This window comes from Rhodococcus sp. BL-253-APC-6A1W (genome assembly GCF_012843405.1).
Lineage (GTDB): Bacteria > Actinomycetota > Actinomycetes > Mycobacteriales > Mycobacteriaceae > Rhodococcus.
Genome location: NZ_JABAFB010000019.1, coordinates 1 through 26,619, shown reverse-complemented (window position 1 = coordinate 26,619; position 26,619 = coordinate 1). Strand labels below are relative to the sequence as shown.

24 protein-coding genes and 1 tRNA gene are annotated in these 26,619 nt (G+C 67.5%); 19 read left to right on the top strand and 6 right to left on the bottom strand.

The annotated features are described in order from the left end of the window. Positions 1-3: 3 nt before the first annotated feature. From HF877_RS20575 to acs, 3 genes are all read right to left on the bottom strand, one after another. Positions 4-504, bottom strand: coding sequence for a phage holin family protein (locus HF877_RS20575; RefSeq protein WP_169623049.1), 501 nt, complete (start codon positions 502-504; stop codon positions 4-6). Next, positions 504-1,721: a Na+/H+ antiporter NhaA gene (gene nhaA, locus HF877_RS20570; protein WP_169623048.1), complete on the bottom strand. Its 1,218-nt coding sequence runs from the start codon at positions 1,719-1,721 to the stop codon at positions 504-506. The genes HF877_RS20575 and nhaA overlap by 1 nt, the downstream gene beginning before the upstream one ends. Before the next feature lie 204 nt (positions 1,722-1,925). Further along, positions 1,926-3,857, bottom strand: a complete 1,932-nt coding sequence (gene acs / locus HF877_RS20565; RefSeq protein WP_169623047.1) for an acetate--CoA ligase — start codon at positions 3,855-3,857, stop codon at positions 1,926-1,928. 221 nt (positions 3,858-4,078) lie between these two features. Between acs and HF877_RS20560 the strand changes: the two genes are divergently transcribed. Next, a complete protein-coding gene (locus HF877_RS20560; RefSeq protein WP_169623046.1) occupies positions 4,079-4,828 on the top strand; it encodes an oxidoreductase in 750 nt (249 codons plus the stop codon). Between the two features lie 526 nt (positions 4,829-5,354). On the opposite strand, the gene HF877_RS20555 is transcribed toward HF877_RS20560, so the two are convergent. Further along, positions 5,355-6,182 (bottom strand): HAD-IB family hydrolase, encoded by an 828-nt coding sequence (locus HF877_RS20555; RefSeq protein WP_169623067.1) that lies wholly within the window; start codon positions 6,180-6,182, stop codon positions 5,355-5,357. A 390-nt stretch (positions 6,183-6,572) separates the two neighbouring features. On the opposite strand from HF877_RS20555, the gene ssd reads away from it, so the two are divergent. The 11 genes from ssd (at position 6,573) to HF877_RS20500 (ending at position 16,853) form a co-directional block, all read left to right on the top strand. Beyond that, positions 6,573-7,646 (top strand): septum site-determining protein Ssd, encoded by a 1,074-nt coding sequence (ssd, locus tag HF877_RS20550; protein WP_169623045.1) that lies wholly within the window; start codon positions 6,573-6,575, stop codon positions 7,644-7,646. Further along, positions 7,643-8,815: a TadA family conjugal transfer-associated ATPase gene (locus HF877_RS20545; RefSeq protein ID WP_169623044.1), complete on the top strand. Its 1,173-nt coding sequence runs from the start codon at positions 7,643-7,645 to the stop codon at positions 8,813-8,815. Before ssd ends, HF877_RS20545 begins: the two co-directional genes overlap by 4 nt. Next, positions 8,812-9,606 carry a type II secretion system F family protein gene (locus HF877_RS20540; RefSeq protein WP_346765258.1) on the top strand — a complete coding sequence of 265 codons (795 nt, stop codon included), beginning with the start codon at positions 8,812-8,814 and terminating at the stop codon, positions 9,604-9,606. Before HF877_RS20545 ends, HF877_RS20540 begins: the two co-directional genes overlap by 4 nt. Next, positions 9,603-10,172, top strand: coding sequence for a type II secretion system F family protein (locus tag HF877_RS20535; protein WP_169623043.1), 570 nt, complete (start codon positions 9,603-9,605; stop codon positions 10,170-10,172). The genes HF877_RS20540 and HF877_RS20535 overlap by 4 nt, the downstream gene beginning before the upstream one ends. A 41-nt stretch (positions 10,173-10,213) precedes the next feature. Beyond that, positions 10,214-10,417, top strand: coding sequence for a DUF4244 domain-containing protein (locus tag HF877_RS20530; RefSeq protein ID WP_169623042.1), 204 nt, complete (start codon positions 10,214-10,216; stop codon positions 10,415-10,417). Between the two features lie 35 nt (positions 10,418-10,452). Further along, positions 10,453-10,800, top strand: a complete 348-nt coding sequence (locus tag HF877_RS20525) for a TadE family type IV pilus minor pilin (RefSeq protein WP_169623065.1) — start codon at positions 10,453-10,455, stop codon at positions 10,798-10,800. Further along, complete coding sequence (locus HF877_RS20520) at positions 10,800-11,171, top strand: Rv3654c family TadE-like protein (RefSeq protein WP_169623041.1); 372 nt, start codon at positions 10,800-10,802, stop codon at positions 11,169-11,171. Before HF877_RS20525 ends, HF877_RS20520 begins: the two co-directional genes overlap by 1 nt. A 398-nt stretch (positions 11,172-11,569) precedes the next feature. After that, complete coding sequence (locus HF877_RS20515) at positions 11,570-13,186, top strand: ABC transporter substrate-binding protein (RefSeq protein ID WP_206037439.1); 1,617 nt, start codon at positions 11,570-11,572, stop codon at positions 13,184-13,186. 80 nt (positions 13,187-13,266) lie between these two features. Then, positions 13,267-14,190, top strand: a complete 924-nt coding sequence (locus HF877_RS20510; RefSeq protein WP_169623040.1) for an ABC transporter permease — start codon at positions 13,267-13,269, stop codon at positions 14,188-14,190. A 70-nt stretch (positions 14,191-14,260) separates the two neighbouring features. Next, positions 14,261-15,136: an ABC transporter permease gene (locus HF877_RS20505; RefSeq protein WP_169623063.1), complete on the top strand. Its 876-nt coding sequence runs from the start codon at positions 14,261-14,263 to the stop codon at positions 15,134-15,136. Between the two features lie 46 nt (positions 15,137-15,182). Next, complete coding sequence (locus HF877_RS20500) at positions 15,183-16,853, top strand: ABC transporter ATP-binding protein (protein ID WP_169623062.1); 1,671 nt, start codon at positions 15,183-15,185, stop codon at positions 16,851-16,853. Between the two features lie 16 nt (positions 16,854-16,869). Here HF877_RS20500 and HF877_RS20495 read toward each other — a convergent pair whose 3' ends face one another. Continuing rightward, entirely contained in the window at positions 16,870-19,224 is a 2,355-nt protein-coding gene (locus tag HF877_RS20495; protein WP_346765257.1) for a DEAD/DEAH box helicase, read from the bottom strand. Between the two features lie 353 nt (positions 19,225-19,577). Between HF877_RS20495 and HF877_RS20490 the strand changes: the two genes are divergently transcribed. The 4 genes from HF877_RS20490 (at position 19,578) to HF877_RS21680 (ending at position 24,283) form a co-directional block, all read left to right on the top strand. Continuing rightward, positions 19,578-19,781, top strand: coding sequence for a cold-shock protein (locus HF877_RS20490; RefSeq protein ID WP_054720028.1), 204 nt, complete (start codon positions 19,578-19,580; stop codon positions 19,779-19,781). Between the two features lie 116 nt (positions 19,782-19,897). Continuing rightward, the gene (locus tag HF877_RS20485; RefSeq protein ID WP_169623038.1) at positions 19,898-20,503 is read left to right on the top strand and encodes a hypothetical protein; all 606 of its coding nucleotides are present in this window, start codon (positions 19,898-19,900) and stop codon (positions 20,501-20,503) included. Between the two features lie 116 nt (positions 20,504-20,619). Continuing rightward, positions 20,620-23,562 (top strand): type I DNA topoisomerase, encoded by a 2,943-nt coding sequence (topA, locus tag HF877_RS20480; protein WP_169623037.1) that lies wholly within the window; start codon positions 20,620-20,622, stop codon positions 23,560-23,562. Between the two features lie 28 nt (positions 23,563-23,590). Further along, positions 23,591-24,283: a helix-turn-helix transcriptional regulator gene (locus HF877_RS21680; protein ID WP_169623036.1), complete on the top strand. Its 693-nt coding sequence runs from the start codon at positions 23,591-23,593 to the stop codon at positions 24,281-24,283. Here HF877_RS21680 and HF877_RS20470 read toward each other — a convergent pair whose 3' ends face one another. Further along, complete coding sequence (locus tag HF877_RS20470) at positions 24,284-24,673, bottom strand: VOC family protein (protein WP_169623035.1); 390 nt, start codon at positions 24,671-24,673, stop codon at positions 24,284-24,286. A 92-nt stretch (positions 24,674-24,765) separates the two neighbouring features. Here HF877_RS20470 and HF877_RS20465 point away from each other — a divergent pair, with 92 nt between their 5' ends. From HF877_RS20465 to HF877_RS20455, 3 genes are all read left to right on the top strand, one after another. Further along, positions 24,766-25,953: a DNA polymerase III subunit delta' gene (locus tag HF877_RS20465; RefSeq protein WP_169623034.1), complete on the top strand. Its 1,188-nt coding sequence runs from the start codon at positions 24,766-24,768 to the stop codon at positions 25,951-25,953. Between the two features lie 62 nt (positions 25,954-26,015). Next, positions 26,016-26,091 (top strand) — tRNA-Thr (locus tag HF877_RS20460). Positions 26,092-26,334: 243 nt separating this feature from the next. Further along, positions 26,335-26,532, top strand: a complete 198-nt coding sequence (locus tag HF877_RS20455; RefSeq protein ID WP_169623033.1) for a hypothetical protein — start codon at positions 26,335-26,337, stop codon at positions 26,530-26,532. Positions 26,533-26,619 lie beyond the last annotated feature (87 nt).

Genomic DNA, 26,619 nt, shown 5'->3' with positions numbered 1-26,619 from the left:
GCATCAGCGCGCTGCGTGATGACGACCGGCGGGAGCCTGGTCGTCCTGGTGGTTCGGCAGGACCGACTTCGTCTGCTTGAGCGAGTCGATCGTCTTGCTCGGTGCGCGCACCTTGCGTACGCGCATATATCCGATCAACGCGAGGAGCGCGGTCACCACGACCATGATCAGGAAGACGATGAGGAAGGCGAGCCAGCGCGGAACCCAGACGTCGAGGAGTTCGGCGAGGAAGAAGAAAAAGAAGAAGGAGCTGAAGGTGAGGACGGCGAGCGCCAGGACGAAGAAGAGGCTGCCTTGCAGGCCCTTCTTGACCTCACCGGTCACTTCCGCCTTCGCGAGCTGCACTTCGGCGCGGAAGAGCGTCGACACCTGAGTGGCTACGTCACGGACAAGATCACCGACGCTGGCATCCCGCGGCGTCGGAGCGTCCACCTTCGTCAGCGGAATGCCCGAGATACTCGTCGGCACACCGTCCCCGGGACGGTTCCCGTTCGTCACGCTCACTAGTCGACCCCTTTGGTTGGTTCGTTCCGCTTGCGGTGGGCTCGCCCACGCCGTAACAGTAGCGCCGAACCGAGTATCGACGCGATCAACGAGGTAACCAGGACGGCGGCTTTGGCGATCTCGGCGGCGGCGCCACCGTCGACACCCCCGAGCGAAAGTTCCGCGATGAGCAGGCTGACGGTGAACCCGATCGCGCCGAGCACCGCCAGCGCGAACAGATCTCCCCACATCAGACCGGTCGGGCGGGTCGCGATACCCACCCGGATCGCGAGCCAGGCGCTGCTGAAGATTCCCACCGTTTTGCCGATGAGCAGACCGAGGACGATGGCAAGACCGACCGGGTCGGTGAAGACGTTGCCGATCATCTCCGCGCCGAGAGGCACCCCGGAGGCGAAGAGCGCGAAGACGGGCACGCAGAATCCTGCCGACCAGGGTTGGATCCGGTGCTCGAGACGCTCGGAGGGTGCGTAGTCCTCGCCGGGGTCGGTGCGGACGCGTGTGAGCAGACCCAGAACGACTCCGGCGACCGTCGCGTGGATCCCGGCTTGGTGCATGGCGTACCAGGTGAGCAGCGCGAGCGGCACGTACAGCCATGCCGTGGTGATGCGGCGCTGCTGGGCAACCCAGTACGCTGCGGCGAGGACCACGGTCGCCACCAGCCACATCAACGCGAGTCCCGAGGTGAACAGCACCGCGATCAGCGCGATACCGATCAGGTCGTCGACCACCGCGAGACTGAGCAGGAAGACTCGTGCACTGGTCGGTATGCGAGAACCGGTGAGAGCCAGGACGCCCAGTGCGAAGGCGATGTCGGTCGCGACGGGAATCGCCCAGCCGCGATCCATTCCGGGCGTGCCCCAGCCGACGGTCGCGGCAATGACAGCGGGCAGGACGACGCCTCCGCACGCCGCGATCACCGGGAGCAGGGCTTTCTTGCGGTCTGCGAGTTCGCCGACCACGAGTTCGCGTTTGAGTTCGAGTCCGGCGACGAAGAAGAACACCGCCAGAAGCCCGTCCTTGGCCCACGTCCCCAGCGACAGGTGCAGGTGCAGCGACTCCGGACCGATCTGGAAGTCGCGCAGGGCGGTGTAGGAGTCGCCGAGGGGGGAATTGACCCAGATCAGGGCCAGCGCGGCGGCAAGAAGGAGAAGGGATCCGCCCACGGTTTCGGTACGGAGGAAACGGGCGAGCGAGGTGCTCCAGGCGGGGTTGGACAACGGGCGGCTTTCGGTTCGGCGGATTCCGGTAGGGTCGAGCGCTCGCCGACCAGACTTCCCGGCACACCGTCGAAAATTGTAGACCCGCCGGAGCGCCCGCCCCTGAGTGACCGATCGGGCGCGACCGCAAACCCGCGCTGCCCGGAGACGAGTGCGGCCCCTCCCGGGACACGAAGTCCGGAAGGGGCCGCACCCTTTGTGGAGCTACTTGCCCCGGATTGCGTCGAACACCGCGGGATCGACGAGGGTCGAGGTGTCACCGAGTTCGCGGCCTTCGGCCACGTCGCGCAGCAACCGTCGCATGATCTTGCCGGAACGGGTTTTCGGCAGTTCCGGTACGACCGTGATCTGACGCGGCTTCGCGATCGGGGAGATCTCCACCGCCACGTGCTCGCGGAGTTCCTTGATCAGCGCGTCACCGGTGTTCTCCACGTTCTCCCGCAGAATCACGAAGGCGACGATGCCCTGACCGGTGGTCTCGTCGGCCGCGCCCACGACGGCGGCTTCGGCGACGGTCTGGTGGCTCACCAGCGCCGACTCCACCTCGGAGGTCGAGATGCGGTGGCCGGAGACGTTCATGACGTCGTCGACACGGCCGAGCACCCAGAGGTCCCCGTCCTCGTCGTAGCGCGCACCGTCGCCGGCGAAGTACCAACCCTGGTCTTCGTAGCGTGACCAGTACGTTTCGCGGTACCGCTGCGGATCACCCCAGATGCCGCGCAACATGGCCGGCCACGGCTGGTCGAGTACCAGGTAGCCGTTCCCTCCGGGACCGAGCGGACGGGCTTCGTCGTCGACGATCTTCGCGGAGATGCCCGGCAGCGGCGCCATCGCCGAGCCCGGCTTGGTCGCGGTGATCCCGGGCAGCGGGGAAATCATGATCGCACCCGTCTCGGTCTGCCACCACGTGTCGACGATCGGAGCCTTGCCCCCGCCGATGACGTCGCGATACCAGCGCCACGCCTCGGGGTTGATCGGCTCGCCGACACTGCCGAGCACGCGGATCGACGAGAGATCGTGCGCGTCGGGGATCGCCCGTCCCCACTTCATGAAGGTGCGGATCAGCGTGGGAGCGGTGTAGTAGATGCTCACCCCGTACTTCTCGATGATCTCGAAGTGCCGGTGCTGGGTCGGTGAGTTCGGGGTGCCTTCGTAGACGACCTGCGTCACGCCGTTCGACAGCGGTCCGTACACGATGTAGGTGTGTCCGGTGACCCAGCCGATATCGGCGGTGCACCAGTACACGTCCTCGCCCGCTTTGTGGTCGAACACGTTGTGGTGGGTGTACGACGCCTGCGTGAGGTAGCCACCCGACGTGTGGATGATTCCCTTCGGCTTACCCGTGGTGCCGGAGGTGTAGAGGATGAACAGCGGGTGCTCGGCGTCGAACGGCTGCGCCTCGTGCTCGGGCGATGCCTGCTCGACGGTGTCGTGCCACCACAGGTCCCGGCCCTCGGTCCACTCGACGTCGATGCCGGTGCGCCGAACCACGAGAACGTGCTCGATCGACGCGGCACCGGCGGTCGCCTCGTCGGCCGACGCCTTGAGCGGCGCGGCGGCGCCGCGGCGCCACTGACCGTCCACGGTGACCAGAAGCTTCGCCTCGGCATCGTCGATACGTGAGCGGAGCGCCGTCGCGGAGAAACCTGCGAACACCACGGAGTGCGTCAGGCCCAGACGAGCGCAGGCGAGCATCGTGACGATCGCCTCGGGAATCATCGGCATGTAGATGGCAACGCGATCGCCGGCCACCAGGCCCAGTTCCGTGAAGGTGTTCGCGGCGCGGGAGACCTCCGCCAGCAGGTCGTTGTACGTCAGTGCTCGCGTGTCGCCGGGTTCACCTTCGAAATGAATGGCGACGCGGTCACCGTTGCCGGCGAGTACGTGCCGGTCCACGCAGTTGTAGGCGACGTTCAGTTGCCCGCCGACGAACCACTTCGCGAACGGTGCGTCCGACCAGTCCAGCACCTCGGTCCACGGGGAGGCCCACTCGAGTCGTTCGGCCTGGGTCGCCCAGAATCCGAGGCGATCGGCGTCGGCAGCAGCCTGCAACTCCGGACCGGCGTTGGCGGTGGCTGTGAACTCGGCACTCGGAGGAAAGGCCTGCTGTTCGTGGTCCGGAGCTGCGCTCGTCATGATGCGGGGCACCTTTCGGGTCGTCTATCGTCGGGCTCCTGAGAGCGTAATCATCTGTGACGCGCGTCGCACCGTTGCGCCTGTATATGGTCACGCCACAGTCGCCCATCGGTCGGTTTCGAGCGACGGGTGGTCTGAGGCGCGGACGAGTGGTGTGGTGCGGTGCGTACGCCCGGTCCCACCGGCGGTCGCCGGGAACACCGGCGGTACCGTCGGAGACTGTGACCGACCCGCTTGCACCGCTCCTCGACCTCCCCGGCGTGCGCGACGCCGCCGACCGTGCGCGCGACGCGCTCGCGGAGGTCCATCGCCATCGCACGAACCGGCGGGGCTGGGCGAACACCGCAGCCGAGGCGTCGGTGCGCGCGGCACGAGCCTCTGCCGCGATCGACGGTGGGTCGATGGAGCTGCCGCAGCCCGGTGAAGCCGGTGACCCGATCCTCGCCGGTGCGCTGCGTGTCGCGCAGACGCTCGACGGTGACGCGCTGGGCAACATGGTGTCGACCTGGCGCCGCGCGCCTCTGCAAGCCCTGGCCCGGTTGCATCTGCTCGCGGCGGCGGACCTCGTCGAGGACGCGGGTCAGCTCGGGCGGCCACGTACCGGGAGCGGGGTCGGAGAACGTCTGGACGCGTTGGCGCAACTCGTGACAGGTGGGTCGGACGCACCCGCGCCGGTGCTCGCGGCGATCGTGCACGGCGAACTGCAGGCATTGAAGCCGTTCGGCGTCGCGGACGGCGTGGTCGCACGGGCGGCGTCGCGGCTGGTGTGTGTGGCGACCGGTCTCGACACCCGGAACCTCGGAGTGCCCGAGGTCCACTGGATGCGCCGGCTCGACGCGTATCGCAGCGGGATCGACGGTTTCGCCGGTGGTACCGCCGAGGGCGTCGGCGGGTGGGTGATCTTCTGCTGCGGGTCGCTCGAGGCGGGAGCGCGCGAAGCCACCTCGATCGCCGAGGCGTTCGCGGGCTGATCGGCCCGGCACTCGGGAGATTCGACGGAGGCCACCGGGCCGCAGCGACAAGCGCTGGACACAGGAAAAGCGGGTGACGCGTCGATATAGAATCGGCGTACCACCCGCTGACACGGTGAACCGCGTTACCATGCGTGCTGAAATGGGTTGTGTCTCAACGGCCTCGGCGACGGTGCGATTATCTCGGCTCGGCCTCGCAACGGGTGCGGGGTCTTTACCTTCGAAGAGTCACATCTCGCAAGCCCACAACGCTTCTGCCCTTATAGTGGCACCTGCTCCGCGTGGGTACTCGGCTTCCGTGCTGGGAACTCCGGTCGGGAGATCGAATCTTCTCTTCTGATTCGCTCTTGGCCTTCCGTCGTTCCGTAGTTCCTTTCTACCCCCCTTGCGGTGGCGTAGGCAAGCCCCATGCCGGCTTCGCGTCGCATCTGTGCCGTTCGGCGAAATCGTGTTGTGCAGTGCGATATTCGGGTGGCACGGAGGGCCGCGGACGCGGTGTGCGCCATCCGCCGCGGGTCGCCCGGAATCAGTACCGCAGCGAAGCGTGCGACCGGCGCGCGAGACGGCTCGAAACACCGATGATCAGGGCGAGTGCGCCGGCGATCCCACCCGCCATCCAGAGTGCGCGAGGCGACGTCGGAATACGTCTTTTCAACGGCACGGGAAGTGTGAATCGCAGTATCGGCCAATGGTTCTCGGTCGCGACACGTCGCAACGCCCGACCGGGGTTGACGACACGGGGATTGCCGACCGCCAGGAGCATCGGCAGGTCGGTCGCGGAGTCGGAGTAGGCAAAGCTCTGTGCCAGGTCGTACCCGTACCGGTCCGACAGTTCGCGGATCGCGACGGCCTTGGCCTCCCCGAAGCAATAGAACTCGAGTTCACCGGCGTACCGTCCGTCGACGATCCGCATGCGGCTACCGACGCTGTGGGAGGCACCGAGTGCCTGCGCGATCGGCGTGACGACCTCCTCGCCCGAGGCCGACACGATGATCACGTCGTGACCACGCGCCCGGTGATCGGCGATGAGGTCCTTCGCTTCGGCGTAGACGAGGGGAGTGACCACTTCCTGCAGAGTCTCGTCGACGATCGATTTGATCTGCTCGACGTCCCAGCCCTCACACATGTGCGCGATGTGCTCGCGCATCCGCTCGATGCGGTCCTGATCCGCGGCGGACAGCACGTACAGCAACTGGGCGTAACTGCTCTCGAGCACGGCACGGCGGCTGAGCAGTCCTTCGTTGAAGAACGGGCGCGTGAAGGCGAGAACGCTCGACTTCGCGATGACGGTCTTGTCGAGGTCGAAGAAGGCGGCGATGCGGCCACTTCCTGCCGGATGATCCACTGTCGAGATGCCGGTGCTCGTGTTCCCGGACGCGTCAGTCACGAGCACCACAATAGGTGCCCGGAGGCGGACTGTGGGGGTCGCGCGTGGCCCTCGCCACGCCGGTCCGCTCAGTTGCAAACAGCGTGCACGTTCGGTGTACTATCACGATTGCCCGGATCCGTCCGGGTTGTGTTCAGCCCGACCCCCCCGGGGCTGAACACAGACGACCCTCGCCTCCTCCCCCCTGGCGAGGGTCGTCCTCGTTCCGGGGGTTCCCGCCGGCCCTCGCGGCGGCGTTCCCTCCCCGAAAGTCCGCAGGTGACGGGGTTTGTCCACAGGCGTTCCGACGATCCCCAGATTCGGCGTCGCACGCAGTTCTGCGGTCCCGCCGGAGCGTTCACCCCGCACGCTCAGCACATGACCCACGTCCTCGGGCTGACCGACGATACCGCTCTGATCGCGGCGTTGCGCCGCGTCGCTGCGGCCGCCGATCGCGAACTCCACGAAGCCGTCGCGCCGCCGTCCCGCCGTTCCTGGACCGATGCCGCCGTCGTCGTGGTGGACCACGCGTCGGCGCTGGCGTGTGCCGCCGATCTTCCGCGGCGGCCCGGTGTCGTACTCGTGTGTCCGGGAGCCGCCGACCTGCGGGAGTGGCAGGCCGCTGCGGTCGTGGGAGCCGAACACGTCCTCGGGTTGCCCGACAGCGAAGTGGAACTGCTCGCCGTCATCGGTGCGACCGCCGAGCCCGACGCGGCCGGCGGCACGGTGATCGCCGTCGTCGGAGGCTGTGGTGGTGCAGGAGCGTCGACGTTCGCCGCCGCCCTGGCCTGGTCGTCGGCGCGACGAGACGCCGGCCGCGACGTCCTGCTCGTCGACGCCGATCCCTACGGGTGCGGTATCGACGTGCTCACCGGACTCGAGGAACGGCCCGGCGTGCGATGGTCCGGGCTCACCGTCGAGAGCGGACGCATCTCTGCCCGGGCGCTCCGCGACGCCGTCCCCTCGTGGACTCAGGGGCTCGGGGTCCTGTCCACGGATCGGGATTCCGGCGCGCAACTCACCGCCGGCGCGGCGACGGCGGTCGTGGACGCGGTGCACCGGTCCGGGACGACCGTGATCGCCGACATCGGGCGGGCCTTCGGTCCCGTCGCTGACGCACTCCTGTCCCTCGCAGATCTCACGGCGGTCGTCGTGCCGGCCCGCGTCGGTGCAGCGCTGTCGTCGGCACGGATCGCGGATCGACTCCTCGACCGCGCAGTGCCGGCCGGCCTCGTCGTCCGGGGACCGGCCCCGGGTGGGCTCACACCCGACGACGTCGCGGAGGTCACCGGGCTACCGCTGCTCGCGTCGATGCGCCCCGAACCGGGGCTTGCCGAGACACTCGAACGCGGGGGTATCCGGTTGCGGTCGCGGTCACCGCTCGTCGGTGCGGCGGAAGCCGTGCTCGACGGGCTCGATCCGGCTCGCCCGCGAACGCGGTGGATCGCGTGACCGGGACTGTCGCCGCCGACCTGCTCGACCGGGTTCGCGACCGCCTCGCGGACGAACCCGGGGATCTCACCCCCGCGCGGGTAGCTGCGGCGCTACGCGCAGAAGCCGGGGGCGTGCTCGGCGACTCCGACCTTCTCTCCGCCCTCCGGCACCTCCAGACCGAGCTCACCGGAGCCGGACCGCTCGAAGTGCTGCTCGGTGATCCCGCGGTCACAGACGTACTCGTCACCGCACCCGATCGGGTGTGGGTCGACCGAGGCTCCGGACTGCACCTGACCGACGTGACCTTTGCCGACGAGACCGCAGTACGCCGCCTCGCGCAGCGTCTGGCGTTGTTCGCCGGACGCAGACTCGACGACGCGCAGATGTGGGTGGACGGCAGGCTGCCCGGCCACGGCGAGTTCGGAGTCCGGCTGCACGCGGTGCTCTCGCCGGTTGCGCAGGGCGGAACGTGCCTGTCGTTGCGGGTGCTGCGACCCGCCACCCAAGGACTCGATGCCCTGCGGGAGCGCGGTGCGGTGCACGACGACGCCTACCGTCTGCTGCACCGCATCATCCGTGCGCGACTCGCGTTCCTGGTGGTCGGGGGCACCGGTGCGGGAAAGACCACACTGCTCGCGGCGCTGCTGGGAGCGGTGGACCACCGGGAGCGGATCGTCTGCGTCGAAGACGCTGCCGAACTGGTGCCCGCGCATCCCCACGTCGTTCGGCTGGTCGCGCGTGCGCCCAACGTCGAGGGGGTCGGGGAGGTCACCGTGCGGGACCTCGTCCGCCAGGCGTTGCGCATGAGACCCGACCGGATCGTCGTGGGGGAGGTCCGCGGGGCGGAGGTGGTCGATCTCCTGACGGCGTTGAACACCGGCCACGACGGGGGCGCCGGCACCGTGCACGCCAATTCACCGGACGAAGTACCGGCGCGGCTCGAGGCACTCGCGGCGCTCGGCGGCCTCGACCGAGCGGCCCTCCACAGTCAGCTCGTTGCCGCAGTCCAGGTGGTCCTTCATGTTCACCGCAGCCCCGGTGGTGCCCGCCGCCTCGTCGAGATCGGCGTCGTCGAACGCGATCCCGTATCCGGAGTCGTCGTGTCGCCGGCCTGGACGTACGACCACGGCGCGGTCGCCGGTATGGCGTCGCTCGAACGTGCTCTTCGCCGACGGGATGTCCCGTGATCGGGGCGACACTGTGCCTTGCCGCCGCGTTGCTCGTCGTCCCGGGTTCGTCGGGAGCACACCGAATCCGCCCCCACGTTCCCTTTCGTTTTCCCGTTGCCGGTCACCCGGGAGTGCTCGCCGCCGCTGCAGGTGTCGCACTCGCCATGCTTGTCGGCGTCGCACCTGCGGTGGCCGCCGCCACGGTGGCGGCGTCGCACCTGTGGCGGATACGCCGGAAACGCCGCGCGGCGCAGATCGAGGCACATCGGCGAATGTTGCTGTCCGGCTTGGAGGCGGTCATCGCGGATCTGCGAGTGGGTGCGCATCCGGCCGACGCCTGCGATACCGCAGCGCGCGAAACCACCGGACCTGCGGCAGATGCGTTCCGGGTCGCCGCTGCCCGCTCCCGCCTCGGCGGCTCAGCGTCGGACGGATTGCGTTCCTCGGTTCCGTCCGGCGACAGCGACGGACTGGCGGTAAGTCTGGCACGACTAGCCGACGCATGGGCTGTATCGGATCGGCACGGTCTGGCGCTCGCCGAACTCCTGGCTGCGGCCCGGACGGACCTCTCCGCCAGGATGCGGATTCGCTCTCGCACGGACGCGGGCCTGGCAGGGGCGCGCGCAACCGCATCCGTCCTCGCGGCCCTCCCGTTGCTCGGAGTCGGGCTCGGGCAACTCATGGGTGCGGCGCCGGTGGGGATTCTGCTTTCCGACGGACTCGGCGGCATGCTTCTCGTCGCGGGCACGGTGCTGGCATGCGCCGGGTTGTTGTGGACCGACCGTATCGCCGACAGGGTGAGCGCATGACGGCGGCCGTCGCTGCCGCGCTCGCTGCCGCGGCCCTGCTGATCCTTCCGATCGCCGGCGGCAACGCTCGCCTCAGAGATGCGAAAGGTGTTCCCGGCCTGCAGGTATCGGCCGGACGCCCCGACCCGAATGCTGCGCCGGCTGCGTTCGACCTCTTCGCCGCATGTCTGCGCGCCGGAATGCCGGCGCCGTCGGCGGCCCGTGTCGTCGCGGAGTCGGCTCCACCGGATTTCGCCGCGGCGCTGCGCAGGGGCGCCGACAGGCTCGCGCTCGGTGCCGATCCGGCCGAGGCATGGGACGGCCCGGGTGACGACCTGCTCGAGGACTTTGCGAGGGCTGCGCGGCGTTCGGCGAAATCCGGTTCACCCCTGTCGGAGACCGTGGCCGAACTGGCCGTCCGGTACCGGACGGAGGCGGAGGACCGGGTGGCCGCCGATATCGAGCGCGCGGGTGTGCTCGTCAGCGGCCCGCTCGGGTTGTGTTTTCTGCCTGCGTTCGTGTGTCTGGGCATCGTGCCGGTAGTGATCGGCCTGGCCAGGGACGTGCTCGGGGGAGGGCTGTTGTGAAACGTCGGTGCGGACCGTCCGCGCCGCAAGGAGGGAAAATTATGCGCACCATCGGTTTTCGGGGTTTCCGGAGTCGCGTGTCGGATCTCGTTGTGGACGACGACGGAATGAGTACGGCGGAGTACGCGATCGGAACCATCGCGGCAGCGGCGTTCGGTGCGGTCCTGTACGCGGTGGTGACCGGCGACTCGATCGTGTCGGCGTTGACCGGCATCGTCGAGCGCGCGCTCAACACAGCGGTGTGAGACGCCGGGGGCCGAGCGTCGGTCGGTGCGAGGCGATCCGGGGATTCCGGGCCGGGGATGCCGGCGGCGTCACCGTCGAAGCGGCGCTTGCGATCGCGAGTCTGGTGACCGTGCTGGTCCTGTGCCTCGGTGCGGTGCTGAGCATCGCGTATCAGGTGCGGTGTCACGACGCGGCGCGAGAGGCGGCGCGACTCGCCGCACGAGGTGATCGCACACGGGCGGTCGAGGTGGCCGCCCGTGTCGCGCCCCCCGACGCCGGAATCACGCTGCGGGAGGAGGGAGATCTGATCGTGGCTGTCGTGACGGCCGAGAGTCCTCTGTTTCCTCTGGTGACCTTGACGGCCGAAGCCGTCTCGGTGCGGGAACCGGAGGGGTTGCGGTGATGTCGGACCGGCTTCCGGCGGGTGACCGCGGGAGCGCGAGCGTGATCGGCTGCGCCGTGATGGCGGCCCTGATCGCCGTCACCGCGACGCTGCTTCATGTCGGATCGGTCGTCGTCGCACGGCACCGTGCGCAGGGCGCGGCCGACCTCGCCGCGGTGGCCGTCGCGTCGGCGCTCGATCGCGGTGTCGTGGCGGCGTGCGAGGCGGCCGAGCCCATCGCGCTTCGCATGCACGTGCGGGTGCGACGATGCGACATCGAGAACTGGTACGCGCTCCTCGAGGTGACCGCTCCGGTGTCGTCGCTCTTCGGCGGGGACGAAGCGAGGGCGGTCGCGCGAGCGGGTCCGGCCGCGGTGACAGGCACCGAATGAGGAGCGGACCGTCCGATCGAGACCGATGCGACACCCATCACATATGACGGGTGTCACACATGACTGAGGGCTCCGGCGCCGTCGGCCACTTGCCGGATTTACGAGGCCTCGGGGCGCGGTGTAGTGCTGCGATAACGCTTCCGGTGGATGGGAGTGCGGATTCGCTCGGCTCGCCCGGCCCGTGCGACCCCCGCTCGTCGCGTTAAGGACGCATTTCGTCGGGTTCGTCGGGCTTTCTTTCCGGCGGGGCGTGCACGTCCGTCGCTAGGCGTGTGTCTAGAGTCAACCGACGTTCCGGGCCGCACGGTCTTGTTCTTGTGGCTCACACCGACACCGTGGATCATCGCGGACTTCGTGGACAGCGGTGCTGTCCCGTTGGGGCTGAGGAAGGATTGATTTTGAGGATCAAGCGCACGATCGCGGTCGTGTCGGTGGGCTTCGTAGCCGTCGGCATGCTTGCGGCATGTGGCGGCAGTAGTGCTGCCGGCAGTAGTGAGGGCACGTACAGCCTGTACATCGATCAACCCGAGAACCCCCTGGTTCCCGGCAACACCACCGAGAGTGAGGGCAACCAGGTCCTCAAGGCGCTGTTCGCGCCCTTGGTGAACTACAACGACGAGACCAGTGAGGTCGAGTACACCGGCGTCGCAGAGTCGGTCGAGTCCGAGGACCAGGTCAACTGGACCATCAAGCTGAAGCCGGACTGGACGTTCCACGACGGGACTCCCGTCAATGCCAAGTCCTACGTCGACGCCTGGAACTACACCGCGCTGAGCACCAACGCATACGGCGCGTCGTACTTCTTCGAGAACGTGAAGGGCTACGACGATCTGCAGGCCGCAGAGGGCGGCGAGCCGGCCGCGACCACCATGTCCGGTCTGAAGGCAGTGGACGACTCGACCATCTCGGTCGAGCTGAAGGAACCCTTCGCGATCTACCCGATCACGCTCGGGTACTCGGCGTTCATGCCGCTGCCCGAAGCCTTCTTCTCCGATCCCGAGGGCTTCGGCCGTCGTCCGATCGGCAACGGCCCGTTCAAGGCCGACGAGGACTTCGTCGACGGTCAGGGCTTCACCGTGACCAAGTACGAGGACTACGCCGGTGAGAACGCCGCGCAGTCGAACGGCGTGCAGTTCAAGGTCTACACCGAACTGGCCACCGGTTACACGGACGTCCAGGCCGGCGGCCTCGACGTGATGCTGGACCTGCCGCCGGACGCGTGGGCCACCGCTCGCGATCAGTTCGGTGATCGCTACCTCGAGCGCCCGCGCCCCGACATCACCTCGCTCAGCTTCCCCACCTACGACCCGCGTTTCTCGGATCCCCGTGTCCGTGAAGCCTTCTCGATGGCGATCGATCGTGGAGCCATCACCGAGGCCATCTTCACCAACACTCGTACGCCGGCCAAGTCCTTCGGGTCCCCGGTCGTCGAGGGTTACCGTGAGGACGCCTGTGGCGCCAAGTGTGAGCTGAACGTCGAGCAGGCCAACAAGCTTCTCGACGAGGCCGGCTTCGATCGCAGCCAGCCGGTTGATCTGTGGTTCAACGCCGGAGCCGCGCACGACCCGTGGATGACCGCGGTCGGTAACCAGATCCGCAGCAACCTCGGTATCGAGTACGTGCTGCGCGGCGATCTGCAGTTCGCGCAGTACCTGCCGTTGCAGGACGAGAAGGGCATGACCGGCCCGTTCCGCTTCGCCTGGATCATGGACTACCCGTCCCTGTACAACTTCCTCGCACCGATCTACAGCACCAGCGCATTGCCGCCCGCGGGCTCGAACAACACCTTCTACAGCAACCCCGAGTTCGACGCGGCCCTGTCGGCCGGCAACAACGCCGACTCGCTCGAGGCTGCCACGACGGAGTACCAGAAGGCCGAGGACATCCTGTTCCGCGACATGCCTTCCGCGCCGCTGTTCTACGGTCTCAACCAGGCCGTGTACAGCGACCGGGTCGACAACGTGAAGATCGACGCGTTCGGCGACATCGTGGTCGAAGAGGTCACGGTCAACTGAGTGACAAGTGGTGGGGTGTTTCGCACAAGCGAGGCACCCCACCACTGTGTAGGACGTTCTGTTCCGTATAGGAGAACCCAGTGGGTCGCTTCATCACGCGCCGATTGCTGCTGACCATTCCGGTCCTGATCGGCGCCTCTTTTCTGATCTTCGCGATGGTCTACGCCCTCCCGGGCGACCCCATTCGCGCGCTCGCGGGTGATCGTCCGCTCGCGCCCGCGGTCATGGCGCAGCTTCGCGCCCAGTACAACCTCGACGATCCGTTCTTCGTCCAGTACATCAAGTACGTCGGCGGACTTCTGCAGGGCGACTTCGGTTCCGACTTCTCCGGAAGGCCGGTGCTGGACACCATCGCGCAACGGATGCCGGTGACCATGCAGTTGACGGCGGTGGCCGTCGCGTTCGAGGTCCTCATCGGTATCACGGCCGGCGTGCTCGCAGCCCTGCGTCGCAACTCCTTCTTCGACAACCTGGTGCTCGTCTCGTCGACACTGCTGGTGTCGGTGCCGGTGTTCGTCCTCGGCTTCGTCTCGCAGTACGTCCTCGGATACAAGCTGGGGCTGTTCCCGATCGCCGGTATCCACAACGGCTGGTACAGCTTCCTGCTTCCGGGCCTGGTGCTCGCGTCGCTGTCGATGGCATACGTTGCCCGGCTGACTCGCACCGCGGTGTCGGAGTCGATGGCCGCCGATTACATTCGCACCGCGCGGGCCAAGGGCGTCGGGTATCGACGCATCGTGGTCCGGCATGCGCTGCGTAACAGCTTGATACCCGTGGTGACCTTCATCGGCGCCGATATCGGCGCACTGCTGGGCGGCGCGATCATCACCGAATCGGTGTTCAACATTCCCGGACTGGGCCGCGCAATCTTCGACGCTGTACAGAACCAGGAAGGTGCGGTGGTCGTCGGCATCGTCACGCTGATGGTCTTCTTCTACATCTTCTTCAACCTCGTCGTGGACGTGCTGTACGCATTCCTCGACCCCCGGATCAGATACGAGTAGTGGTATGGATTCCAAAAATGCCGAGGCCGCCCGTACACATGCCGTGGAGGAGGGCGAGCCGGGCAATGTCATGACGGGCGAAGCCGTCCAACTGGTGGGCCAGGCGAGCTTGTGGGGCAACGCGTGGAAGAAGTTGCGCCGCAGCGTGTTCTTCTGGTTCGGCGGGATTATCACCATCGTCCTGGTGATGATGGCGCTGATGCCGCAGCTGTTCGCCCGTGGCATCGACCCTCGGGCGTGCAACCTGTCCGACAGCCGCTGGCCACCGAGTGCACAGCACTGGTTCGGAACGGATCTGCAGGGCTGCGACTACTACGCCAACGTGATCTACGGTGCCCGCGTCTCCCTGGGCATCGGCCTCCTCGCAGTCATCGGTGTCCTGATCATCGGTGTGCTGATCGGTGCGCTCGCAGGCTATTTCGGTGGCGCCCTCGACAGCGTGCTCGCCCGTTTCACGGACATCTTCTTCGGCATCCCGCTCTTGCTCGGCGCGCTGGTGCTGCTGACGGTGACGTCCGAGCGGACCATCTGGACCGTGTCGCTGGCACTGATCACTTTCGGCTGGATGACAGCAATGCGCCTGGTGCGTTCGTCGGTCATCGCCATCAAGGAGAGCGAGTACGTTCAGGCCGCCCAGGTGCTGGGAGCCTCGACCTTCCGCATCCTGGTCCGGCACATTCTGCCGAACGCGCTGACCCCTGTTCTGGTCTACGCCACCATCGCCGTCGGTACGTTCATTGCCGCGGAATCAGCACTGTCGTACCTCGGTATCGGCCTGCAAATGCCCGCCATGTCATGGGGCCTGCAGATCAACCTGGGCCAGAACTACATCTCGACGTCGCCGCACCTGGTGCTGTTCCCGGCCGCGTTCCTGTCGGTGACCGTGCTGGCCTTCATTCTCATGGGTGATGCGCTGCGAGATGCGCTCGACCCGAAACGGAGCTGACGCAATGAGTGTCGACACGATCGACGAGACCACGACCGACCGCGCAATCCTCGGAGTCTCCGGTCTGACCATCGACTTCGAGGTGGACAAGACCTGGAGAACAGCCGTACGTGACGTCTCGTTCGAGGTGGCGCGGGGCGAAATCCTGGCGATCGTCGGCGAATCCGGATCGGGTAAATCGACGACGGCCATGGCCGTACCGGGTCTGCTCGCCGACAACAGCCGTGTCCGCGGCAGCATCACTCTCGACGGTCGTGAACTCGTCGGTCTGTCGGAACGTGAACTGAACTCGGTGCGCGGCAAAGACATTGCCGTGATCTTCCAGGAGCCCATGACGGCCCTGAACCCCGTCTACACGATCGGGTGGCAGATCAGCGAGGCCATTCGCTCGCACTCGGACATGACCAAGGCGCAAGCCAAGGAGCGCGTGGTCGAGTTGCTCCGTCTCGTGGATATGCCCGAACCGGAGAAGCGGGTCAAGTACTACCCGCATCAGCTTTCCGGCGGTCAGCGCCAGCGGGCGATGATCGCCCAGGCGCTGGCCTCCGAACCGGCGGTGCTCATCGCCGACGAGCCCACCACCGCGCTCGATGTCACCGTGCAGGCCGAGATCCTGCAACTGATGCGGGATCTGCGTGAGCGCGTGGACGCCGCGATCGTGCTCATCACGCACGACATGGGTGTCGTCGCCGACATGGCCGACCGCATGCTCGTCATGCGCAACGGTGTCATCGTCGAGCAGGGGACGTCGGACCAGGTCTTCAACAAGCCGGAGCACGCCTACACCCGTGAACTGCTGGCGTCGGTGCCCCACCTCGGCTCGCGAGTCGGCGAGGCCGGAACCGACGACACTCCGGACGTGCGGTACGCACTCGAAATCGTCGACGGCGTGATCGAGTACCCCGGGGCGCGTCGCAACAGCGGCTTCCGGGCGGTCGACGGCGTGAGCCTCAACATCGAGCCCGGTGAGGTCGTGGGACTCGTCGGAGAGTCCGGTTCGGGCAAGTCGACGATCGGCAAGGCCGTAGTGGGATTGCTCAAGTTGCACTCCGGCTCACTGTCCGTTGCGGGCACCGACATCACGAAGATGTCGACACGCGATCTGCGCCCGGTCCGCCGCAAGGTCGGCATCGTGTTCCAGGACCCGGGTTCGTCGCTGAACCCGCGCTGGCCCATCGGACAGTCCATCGGCGAGCCGATGCTGCTGCACACCGAAATGGACCGCACCCAGCGCGACAAGAAGGTCGAGGAACTGCTCGATCAGGTTCAGTTGCCGCGAGACATGCGCAACCGCTACCCGCATCAGCTTTCCGGTGGTCAGCGTCAGCGCGTGGGTATCGCCCGGGCGCTGGCTCTCGAACCGACACTGCTGGTGGCGGACGAACCGACGTCGGCGCTCGACGTCTCGGTGCAGGCCAAGGTGCTCGAGCTGTTCCAGGAACTGCAGCGCGAATACGGCTTCGCATGCCTGTTCATCAGCCACGACCTTGCCGTCGTGGAGGTGCTTGCACGTCGTATCGCGGTGATGCGGGCCGGCAAGCTCGTGGAGTTCGACCGGACCGATCGTATTCTGCGGTCGCCGTCCGATCCGTACACCAAGCGGTTGCTGGCGGCTGTCCCGGTTCCGGACCCGGCCCAGCAGGCGCTCCGGCGGAAAGAGCGTGCGGCACTGCTGGCCGCCGAACGTGCCGAGGACGAGCACAGGCCGGCGGTCTGACGGTTGTAATGCGGTGTCAGTCCTGGCTGCCGATCGCGTCGAGCACGGCGGTCAGGACGAGCACGGCGCCCGACTTGTCGAGCGGATCGTTGCCGTTGCCGCACTTGGGTGAATACACGCACGACGGGCAACCCGAGACGCACTCGCACGCTGCGACGGCGTCTCGGGTTGCCTCGAGCCATTGCGAGATCCGGCGGTAGCCGCGCTCGGCGAATCCGGCTCCGCCGGGCTGCCCGTCGTAGACGAAGACCGTGGGAAGACCGGTGTCCGGGTGCAGGTCGGTGGAGACGCCGCCGATATCCCCTCGATCGCACGTGGCGACGAGGGGGAGCAAACCGATCGCCGCGTGTTCGGCGGCGTGGAGCGAACCCGGGATCCGCTCGGCCGTGAGGCCGATCTGCGAGAGCAGTCCGGGATCGACGGTGTACATCACAGCGCGGGTCGCAAGGGTCTGCTCGGGCATCTCCAGCGGGATCTGATCGAGGATCTCGCCGGAGGGCAGACGCCGGAGATATCCGACCACCTGATGCGTCACCTCGACACCTACCGCCGCGACGGTGACGGGGCCGTGGTCCCGATGCTCGTCGATCGACGTGCAGCAGATCTCCGTGACTTCCCGTGCGCTGGTGGACCATTCGGGGTCCTCGGCGTGGACGAGTGCGATTCCGTCGTCAAGGTGCAGTTCGTCGACAACGAAGGATTCCCCCCGATGCAGGTGTACGGCACCCGGATGCATCGTCGCGGGCGCGCGATTGCCTTCGACGGTGCCGAGCATCCGCCCGGTCTCCGCTTCCACGATCGCGACCTGCCCGCCGATGCCGCCGCGGATGTCGATCTCCGCGTGCGGATGCGTACCGGGAGTGACGAACCAGCCGTGGGGACGTCTGCGGACGAGGCCGTCCTCCGCGAGGCGAGCGAGGACTTCCCACGCGTCGTATTCCTCGACTTCGTCGTCGCTCAGCGGCTTTTCCGACGCCGCGCAGAGCAACTGCGGCCCCAGGACGTACGGGTTCGCCGGGTCGGTCACGGTCGACTCGACCGGCCTGCCCAGCAACGCCTGAGGATGGTGCACCAGATACGTGTCGAGGGGGTCGTCGCGGGCGACCAGCACCACCAGCGATCCCTGCCCGCGCCGCCCGGCGCGGCCGCCCTGCTGCCAGAACGAGGCCACGGTGCCGGGAAAACCCGCGACGACCACCGCGTCGAGACCGGCGATGTCGACTCCGAGTTCGAGTGCGTTCGTACTCGCCACCCCGAGCAGACGTCCGTCCGAGATCGCCGCCTCGAGGTCGCGGCGATCTTCCGCGAGGTAACCGGCGCGGTAGGCGGCAACGCGATCGACGAGGTCGGGCGCTGCCGCGGCGAGCAACCGTCGCGCGCCCATGGCCGTGAGTTCCGCACCGTGCCGGGATCGCACGAACGTCAGCGTTCGTGCACCTTCGACGACGAGGTCGGCGAGCAGCCGGGCCGCTTCGGTTCCGGCCGCGCGTCGCACGGGAGCCCCGTGTTCTCCGGTGACCTCCCGCAGCAACGGAGGTTCCCACATCGCGACGGTCCTGGGTCCGTGTGGCGACCCGTCCTCGGTCACCGCACGGCACGGTGCACCGATGAGCCTGGACGCCGCGTCGGCCGGTTCGCCGGTGGTCGCGGAGGCCAGGATGAACACGGGATCGGCGCCGTAGTGTCGGGCCAGCCGCCGGAGCCGGCGCAGGATCAGTGCGACGTGCGACCCGAAAACTCCTCGGTACGAGTGGCATTCGTCGATCACCACGTATTTCAGCCGACGCAGCATCCGCGCCCACCGTGCGTGCCCGGGCAGTAGCGACACGTGCAACATGTCGGGATTGGTGAAAATCCACCGTGAGTGCCGGCGCGCCCACTGCCGCATCTCCGTGCTGGTATCGCCGTCGTACGCGCACGCCGCCACCGTCGACAGTTCGGGCTCCATCATGGTCAGTTCGGTGACGGCGCGAAGCTGATCGGCCCCCAGTGCCTTGGTGGGGGAGAGATACAGCGCGGTGGCCTGCGGGTCGGCTGCCAGGGCAGTGAGCACGGGAAGTTGATACGCCACCGACTTGCCGGACGCGGTTCCGGTGGCGACGACCACGTTCTCCCCGGCGGCGGCGAGATCGGCGGCGGCGGCCTGATGGCTCCACAGCTGCGGTACCCCGTGCTCGCGCAGCGCCCGGACCACCGGCTCGGCTGCCCAGCGAGGCCAATCGGTGTGCTGCGCCGGCCGGGTGGGCAGCGCGGCGACGTGGGTGAGCGGGGACTCGCCGGCGGGTGTTCCGGCCAGGAGGCGGTCGAGGAGTTCACGTCCGTAGGTCGCAGCCGTGCCGTTACCCGGATCGAACGGGGGTGAGCTGGGCACGGAGCGCTCCGGGGGTTGCGGGGTCGAACGGGGGCGGCGGTTCTGCCGTCTGCGGCGGGCGGAAACCACTACCGATCGGTAATCGTACCGACGGTCGGGGACCTTCGATTTTTCTGGGACGTTTGTGCCCATTACTACTGTCGCGACCGCTCCGGGCATGGTTGACTGGCACGCGGTCGCAGCTTCTGTGTTCGTGGACTTGAGAGAGTGAACGCTCGCAGGATCGATGGTTGCGGGCGCGGTGCTTTGCTCTTCCCACGGGGGTTCGGAAGTACAGCGGTCGGAACCGGGGCCGGGCGGGCCGCGTTTCCGGTGGTCTGTCGAATCCGGTGGTAAGAAAGAGAAGGAAAAGCATGGCACAGGGCACTGTGAAGTGGTTCAACGCGGAGAAGGGCTTCGGCTTCATCGCTCCCGAGGACGGTTCTGCAGACGTGTTCGTTCACTACTCCGAGATCCAGGGCGCCGGTTTCCGGACCCTCGAGGAGAACCAGCGCGTGGAGTTCGAGGTCGGTCAGGGCACCAAGGGCCCGCAGGCCACCGGCGTGCGCGCTGTCTGAGAGATTGCTCCCATGAGCGCAAGGTGAGGCTCGACTCCTCATCTGAATCGTCCCCCGTCACCTCCGGTGATGGGGGACGATGCATTTTCGGGTATCGATCGACCGGAAGGAGGATCGTGAGCCAGCTGTCGTTCTTCGGCGCCGAGCTCGGGCCACCTTCGGTCGCAGACCTGAGCGGGGTGCTGGCAGCCCAGGGCCGGGTCGCGATTCGCGGAGACCGGGCCCGGATCTCCGCCGTTGTCGATGCCCCCTGGCGCGCTACCGGGATCGCACACCTGATGTCCGAGGCGGGGCTGGAACCGGAGATCGGCACCACCGACGACGGCCGCACGACAGTGTGCACGGCGTTCGCCGCAGAGACGGTGCCATTGGCTTTGCTGTGGATGCGCGGCACGGTGAAGACGGTGCCGTTCGAGTGGGTGCCGAGTTCGCGTGCTCAGCGCGCATGGTTTCTTGCCGCGGGTACGAAAGAAGTGGACGGAGAGCGATACGTCCTCGGCCTCGATCCACAGACACCCGACACCCATGCGCCCCTCGCCGAGGCGTTCCTGCGGGCCGGTATCGCACCCACTCTCATCGGCACACGCGGGTCGTCGCCGGGCCTGCGAGTGTCCGGCCGCAAGCGCCTGACCAGGCTCGTCGAGAACATCGGGGCACCGCCCGACGACCCCGGGGCGTGGGAGGTCTGGCCTCGTGCCGCGCCGTGGGACCACCACACGTGATGAGGCGTCCGCCCAGGATGTGCGACCCTGTGTGTGGCTACGTCGGGGGGACGTGGTCGGTATACATGTCTTCGAGAAGCGCGACATGTCGGTAGAGGGAAGGCACAGGCGGCACGGTGGCAGCAGACAAGAGCACTTCGGACGGGTCCTCGGGTACACGTCGGCTGGTCATCGTCGAATCCCCGACCAAGGCGAAAAAAATCGCCCCCTACCTGGGGCGCGATTACGTCGTCGAGGCGTCGGTCGGTCATATCAGGGATCTGCCGCGCGGCGCCGCGGATGTCCCTGCCAAATTCAAGGGTGAGTCGTGGGCCCGCCTCGGTGTCGACGTCGATCACGATTTCGAGCCGCTCTACGTCGTCAGCCCGGAGAAGAAGTCCAAGGTCTCCGAACTGAAGAGTCTCCTCAAGGACGCCGACGAGCTCTATCTCGCCACCGACCCCGACCGTGAGGGCGAGGCGATCGCCTGGCATCTGCTCGAGACCCTCAAGCCCAAGGTTCCGGTCCGGCGCATGGTGTTCCACGAGATCACCGAATCCGCCATTCGGGCGGCCGCGGAGAACACCCGCGAACTCGACACCGACCTTGTCGACGCGCAGGAAACCCGGCGCATCCTCGACCGGCTGTACGGCTACGAAGTCAGCCCGGTGTTGTGGAAGAAAGTCATGCCGCGCTTGTCGGCCGGGCGCGTGCAGTCCGTCGCGACCCGCATCATCGTGCAGCGCGAACGCGAGCGGATGGCATTCAGGTCTGCCGAGTACTGGGACATCGCGGCGACCATGGACGCGGGCGAAACCACGAGCCCCCGCTCGTTCGGTGCGCGTCTGGTCGGAGTGGACGGCTCCCGCGTCGCTTCCGGCCGTGACTTCGGTGCCGACGGCAAGCTGAAGTCCACCGGCGTCGTGGTTCTCGACGAGACCTACGCGCGTCGTCTGGCCGAGGCGCTCGCCGGAACCGCGCTGACGGTGTCGTCGGCCGAGAGCAAGCCGTACACCCGTAAGCCGTATGCGCCGTTCATGACCTCGACGTTGCAGCAGGAAGCCGGGCGCAAGCTCAGGTTCTCGTCGGAACGCACCATGCGCATCGCGCAGCGGCTGTACGAGAACGGCTACATCACGTACATGCGTACGGACTCCACGACGCTGTCCGAGTCGGCGATCAGCGCAGCGCGCGCCCAGGCCACCCAGCTGTACGGCGCCGAATTCGTGCACCCGACGCCGCGCCAGTACACCCGTAAGGTCAAGAACGCGCAGGAAGCGCACGAGGCGATCCGCCCCGCCGGCGACGTGTTCGCCACCCCGGGTGAGTTGCATGCGCGTCTCGACGGCGACGAGTTCCGCCTCTACGAGCTGATCTGGCAGCGCACCGTCGCGTCGCAGATGGCTGATGTCCGCGGCACCACCCTCACCCTCCGGATCACCGGCACCGCCGGCACGGGGGAGGAGTGCACGTTCTCGTCGTCGGGCCGCACCATCACGTTCGCAGGCTTCCTCAAGGCCTACGTCGAGAGCGTCGACGAAGAGGCAGGCGGCCAGTCCGACGACGCCGAGTCGCGCCTGCCCAACCTCAGCGAAGGCTCCGCGGTCACCGCGACGAAGCTCGATCCCGACGGCCACTCCACGAACCCGCCGGCGCGGTACACCGAGGCGAGCCTCATCAAGACGCTCGAAGAACTCGGCATCGGCCGGCCCTCGACGTACGCCTCGATCATCAAGACGATCCTCGATCGCGGATACGTCTACAAGCGAGGCAGTGCGCTCGTCCCGTCCTGGGTGGCGTTCGCCGTGATCGGCCTACTCGAATCCCACTTCTCGCAGCTCGTGAACTACGACTTCACCGCGGGTATGGAAGACGACCTCGACGAGATCGCCTCCGGTCACGAACACCGGACCGACTGGCTGACGAGGTTCTACTTCGGCGGCGAGCACGGCGGCGAGCAGTCGGTCGCACGACAGGGCGGCCTGAAGAAGCTCGTCAGCGAGAACCTCGAGGACATCGACGCCCGCGAGATCAACTCGATCCGCCTGTTCGACGACGCGGAGGGCCGCGAGGTCCATGTTCGGGTCGGGCGGTTCGGCCCGTATCTCGAGCGGATGGTGGTCAACCCGGACGACCCGGACGGCGACCCGATCTCCCAGCGCGCGAATCTCCCCGACGACCTGCCGCCGGACGAGCTGACGCTCGAGTACGCGGAGAAGTTGTTCTCCACGCCCCAGGAGGGGCGCGTGCTCGGTGTCGATCCCGCAACCGGTCACGAGGTCGTCGCGCGGGAGGGCCGCTTCGGTCCGTACGTCACCGAGTTGCTGCCCGAGCCCACCCCGGAGCCGGAACCCGAACCGGACGTGACACCGATCCCCGTCGAGGAGGTCGAGGCCGCCGGCGGTGGCACGAAGACCGCGACGAAGAAGGCTGTCGCCAAGAAGGCGGCGAAGAAGGCACCCGCGAAGAAGGCGGCCAAGAAGGCCACCGGTCCGAAGCCGCGCACCGCGTCGCTGCTCAAGACGATGGATCTCTCGACGGTCACGTTGGAGGACGCGCTCCGGCTGCTGTCTCTCCCGCGCGTCGTGGGTGTCGATCCCGAGTCGGGTGAAGAGATCACGGCGCAGAACGGCCGTTACGGTCCGTACCTGAAGAAGGGCACCGACTCGCGGTCCCTGGCGGACGAAGAGCAGATGTTCACCGTCACGCTCGACGAGGCGCTGAAGATCTACGCCGAGCCGAAGCGCCGTGGCCGGCAGGCTGCGGCCACGCCGCCTCTCCGTGAACTGGGCGTGGACCCGGTGAGCGAAAAGCCGATGGTGATCAAGGACGGGCGGTTCGGTCCGTACGTCACCGACGGCGAGACCAACGCGAGCCTGCGCAAGGGTGACGAGGTCCCGACGATCACCGACGAGCGGGCTTCGGAGTTGCTCGCCGACCGGCGTGCGCGCGGTCCGGTGAAGAAGGCCACCAAGAAGGCCGCGGCGAAGAAGTCGCCCGCCAAGAAGACCGCAGCGAAGAAGACCGCGGCGAAGAAGGCCCCGGCCAAGAAAGCCGCGGCGAAGAAGGCAGCAGACTGATCCCGGCCCGGACGCCTACCCTTGCGGTGTGTACCGCGAATGGGCGTCCGGGATACCCGGGGTCATCGCCTGGGTGTCGACGCCCGATCCCGCCGGACCGGCCGGAAACACCGTTCTGCCCGACGGATGCATGGATCTGATCTGGCACGAAGACGGCCTTCTCGTTGCGGGTCCCGACACGCGCGCACAGTTCTCGGACCTCGCGGCGCGGCGAAAACTGGCGGCAGTGCGGTTCGCACCCGGCCTCGGGCCCGTGTTCCTGGGTGTCGACGCCTCCGAATTACGCGACCGGCGCGTCTCCCTCGACCAGATCTGGTCCCCGCGCCGGGTCCGCGACATCGTGGCGGCCGTCGAAGACGACCCGGTGTCCGGCCTCGTCCATGCCGCTCGCCGCGATCTGGACGAAGCACCTCGAAGTCCTCTGTCGGGGCTCGCGCATGCATTCGCATCCGGTATGACGGTCGCCGATGCCGCGACCGCTGCCGGCTGGAGTGAACGAACCCTCCGCCGGCGCGCACACCAGGCGTTCGGCTACGGGCCGAAGACGCTGTCCCGCGTCCTGCGCTTCCGGCGGGCGGTGGAACGCGCTCGTGCGGGCGAAGACCCGGCCAGGGTTGCGGCCGAGTGCGGGTACAGCGACCAGTCGCACCTCGCGCGTGAGGTGCGCGCCCTGTCGGGATCGACGCTCGGTGACCTCGTCCGTCCGCGGTCCGGGCCGTAACTACTCGGAAAGTGCAGCGAACAGGTCGATGCCGTGGCCGTCCGGATCGAGCAGGCTCGCGTAACGCTGCCCCCACGCCGCATCCCAGGGCTTCATCGCCGAAGTGCACCCGGCGGCAACCAGTGCCGCGTACATCTCGTCGACCTCGCCCGGTGAACCGCACTCGAATGCGAGGCTCGGCCCGCCCGCCCCCGGTTCGAAACCCGGATCGAACGACTTCACGGAGTCGATCGTGTCCCACATCAGACGGACACCGTCGGCCGCCGTCACCTCGAAGTGCGGCGCGTCGGGTGCTTCGGCGGGCAGGTCGAGGCCGAGTGTGCGGTAACACTCGAAGGAGCGCCCGAAGTCCTCGACAACCAGGCCGATGGCAGAGAATCGAATGGTCATGACCCGACGGTAGAGCGGGCCGGGCACGTAGGTCTTGAACGTTTCGGACAGCCGGACGGAACAGGTCGGTGCCGGTGGTTACGCTGGTCGGCATGTCCGGTGTCTTCGATCGTCTCGTCGGCCAGCACGATGTCGAGACCGATCTCGTTGCGGCTGCAGTCGCTGCGCGCAACGGCGATACCGGCTCGGCGATGACGCATTCGTGGCTGTTCACCGGCCCGCCCGGATCGGGCAGGTCCATCGCGGCGTTGTGCTTCGCGGCCGCGCTGCAGTGCACCGACGAACAGACTCCGGGATGTGGACACTGCCACGCATGCACCACCACGATGGCCGGTACCCACGGCGACGTGCGGCGGGTGATCCCCGAAGGCCTGACCATCAGCGTCAAGGCGATGCGCGCCATCGTGCAGGTCGCATCGCGCCGGCCCAGCACCGGCCGGTGGCAAGTCGTGGTGATCGAGGATGCCGACCGTCTCACCGAGGGAGCGGCCAACGCGCTGCTGAAGGTGGTGGAAGAACCGCCGCAACGCACCGTGTTCCTGCTGTGCGCCCCGTCGACCGATCCCGAGGACATCTCGGTGACGCTTCGGTCCCGTTGCCGGCACGTCGGTCTCGTCACGCCCAGCGCCGCGTCGATCGCGGAGGTCTTGCAGCTCAGCGACGGCATCGACGAGAAGACTGCGCGGTGGGCCGCCTCGGTGAGTGCGGGCCACGTCGGCAGGGCCCGCCGTCTGGCCACCGACACGATCGCGCGGGAAAACCGCAACCGCGCCCTCGAGCTCGCCGGGGCCGTTCTCCGGCCTGCGACGACGTACTCCGCAGCCGAGGAACTCGGACGCAGCGCCGAGGTGGAAGCCAAGGAGGTCAGTGTCGAACGCGATGAGCGTGAGACAGAAGAGCTGAGGACGGCGCTCGGTGCCGGCGGTACGGGTAAGGGAGCCGCAGGTGCGCTGCGCGGTTCGGCCGGCGTACTGAAAGAACTCGAGCGCACGCAGAAGTCCCGCAAGACCCGGACCGAACGCGACATCATGGACCGCGCGCTCATCGACCTCGCGGGGCTGTACCGGGATGCCCTCGCCCACGCGTTCGGTTCCACCGCGACGCCCAACCATCCGGACATGACCGAGCGTGCAGCCGATCTCGCCTCCCGTACCAGGCCGGAGGCCCTGCTCGACTGTATCGAAGCGATCCTCGAGTGCCGCGAGGCTCTCGCGCAGAACGTCAAGCCGAAGTTCGCGCTGGCAGCCATGGCGGCGCGCTTGAGTGCTGCGTTCCGGTGACTGAAGTGCCGGTTTGCATCCCGGTGGGGGTAGTCCGCTAGACTTCGGACGCCGAACGGCATGCTGCCTTAGCTCAGTCGGTAGAGCATTTCACTCGTAATGAAAAGGTCGTCGGTTCGATTCCGACAGGCAGCTCCACGAAGAGCCCCTCACCCACCGGTGAGGGGCTCTTCTGGTTCCAGGGCTCGGTCGTCCTCGCGTGATGTCGTGCGGACAGGGACCATGGAGTCATGTTGATGGAAATCTTCTCCCTGATCCTGATCATCGGTGCGCTCGTCGTGGTGATCCCCATGGCGATCCGCGTGTTCCGGGATCGCGACGACCGGTGACACGCCCTCCGAGGCGCTCGACAACCGCAACCGGCGCACTCATGCTCGGTATATGGGTGACTCTCTGAAGGACCGGGTCCGCGACAAGATCATGCGTCAGCGTGCGGAGGACGGGGGCCGGCCGATCGACGCCGCGGAGGCCGACGACCCCCGCCTGACGGATATCGACGGCGATCTCGCGTTGCTGTCCCAGGCCGGCGAGGACGACGAGGTGGTCCAGAGCCTCGCTGCGAAGTACTGGGTGCCCTGAACGCGGCCGGAATCGGCGTTGACCTGGCGATTTGGTGTTTGTGGGGGTGCTCGCGTAACTTAATCCAGGTCAGAGCGACACGGACAC

Coding starts and splice junctions, on each gene's coding strand:
- HF877_RS20465 (WP_169623034.1), top strand. CDS start 24,766: ATGTCCGGTGTCTTCGATCGTCTCGTCGGCCAGCACGATGTCGAGACC.
- HF877_RS20505 (WP_169623063.1), top strand. CDS start 14,261: ATGACGGGCGAAGCCGTCCAACTGGTGGGCCAGGCGAGCTTGTGGGGC.
- HF877_RS20455 (WP_169623033.1), top strand. CDS start 26,335: ATGGGTGACTCTCTGAAGGACCGGGTCCGCGACAAGATCATGCGTCAG.
- HF877_RS20530 (WP_169623042.1), top strand. CDS start 10,214: ATGCGCACCATCGGTTTTCGGGGTTTCCGGAGTCGCGTGTCGGATCTC.
- HF877_RS20490 (WP_054720028.1), top strand. CDS start 19,578: ATGGCACAGGGCACTGTGAAGTGGTTCAACGCGGAGAAGGGCTTCGGC.
- HF877_RS20470 (WP_169623035.1), bottom strand. CDS start 24,673: ATGACCATTCGATTCTCTGCCATCGGCCTGGTTGTCGAGGACTTCGGG.
- HF877_RS20520 (WP_169623041.1), top strand. CDS start 10,800: ATGTCGGACCGGCTTCCGGCGGGTGACCGCGGGAGCGCGAGCGTGATC.
- HF877_RS20535 (WP_169623043.1), top strand. CDS start 9,603: ATGACGGCGGCCGTCGCTGCCGCGCTCGCTGCCGCGGCCCTGCTGATC.
- ssd (WP_169623045.1), top strand. CDS start 6,573: ATGACCCACGTCCTCGGGCTGACCGACGATACCGCTCTGATCGCGGCG.
- acs (WP_169623047.1), bottom strand. CDS start 3,857: ATGACGAGCGCAGCTCCGGACCACGAACAGCAGGCCTTTCCTCCGAGT.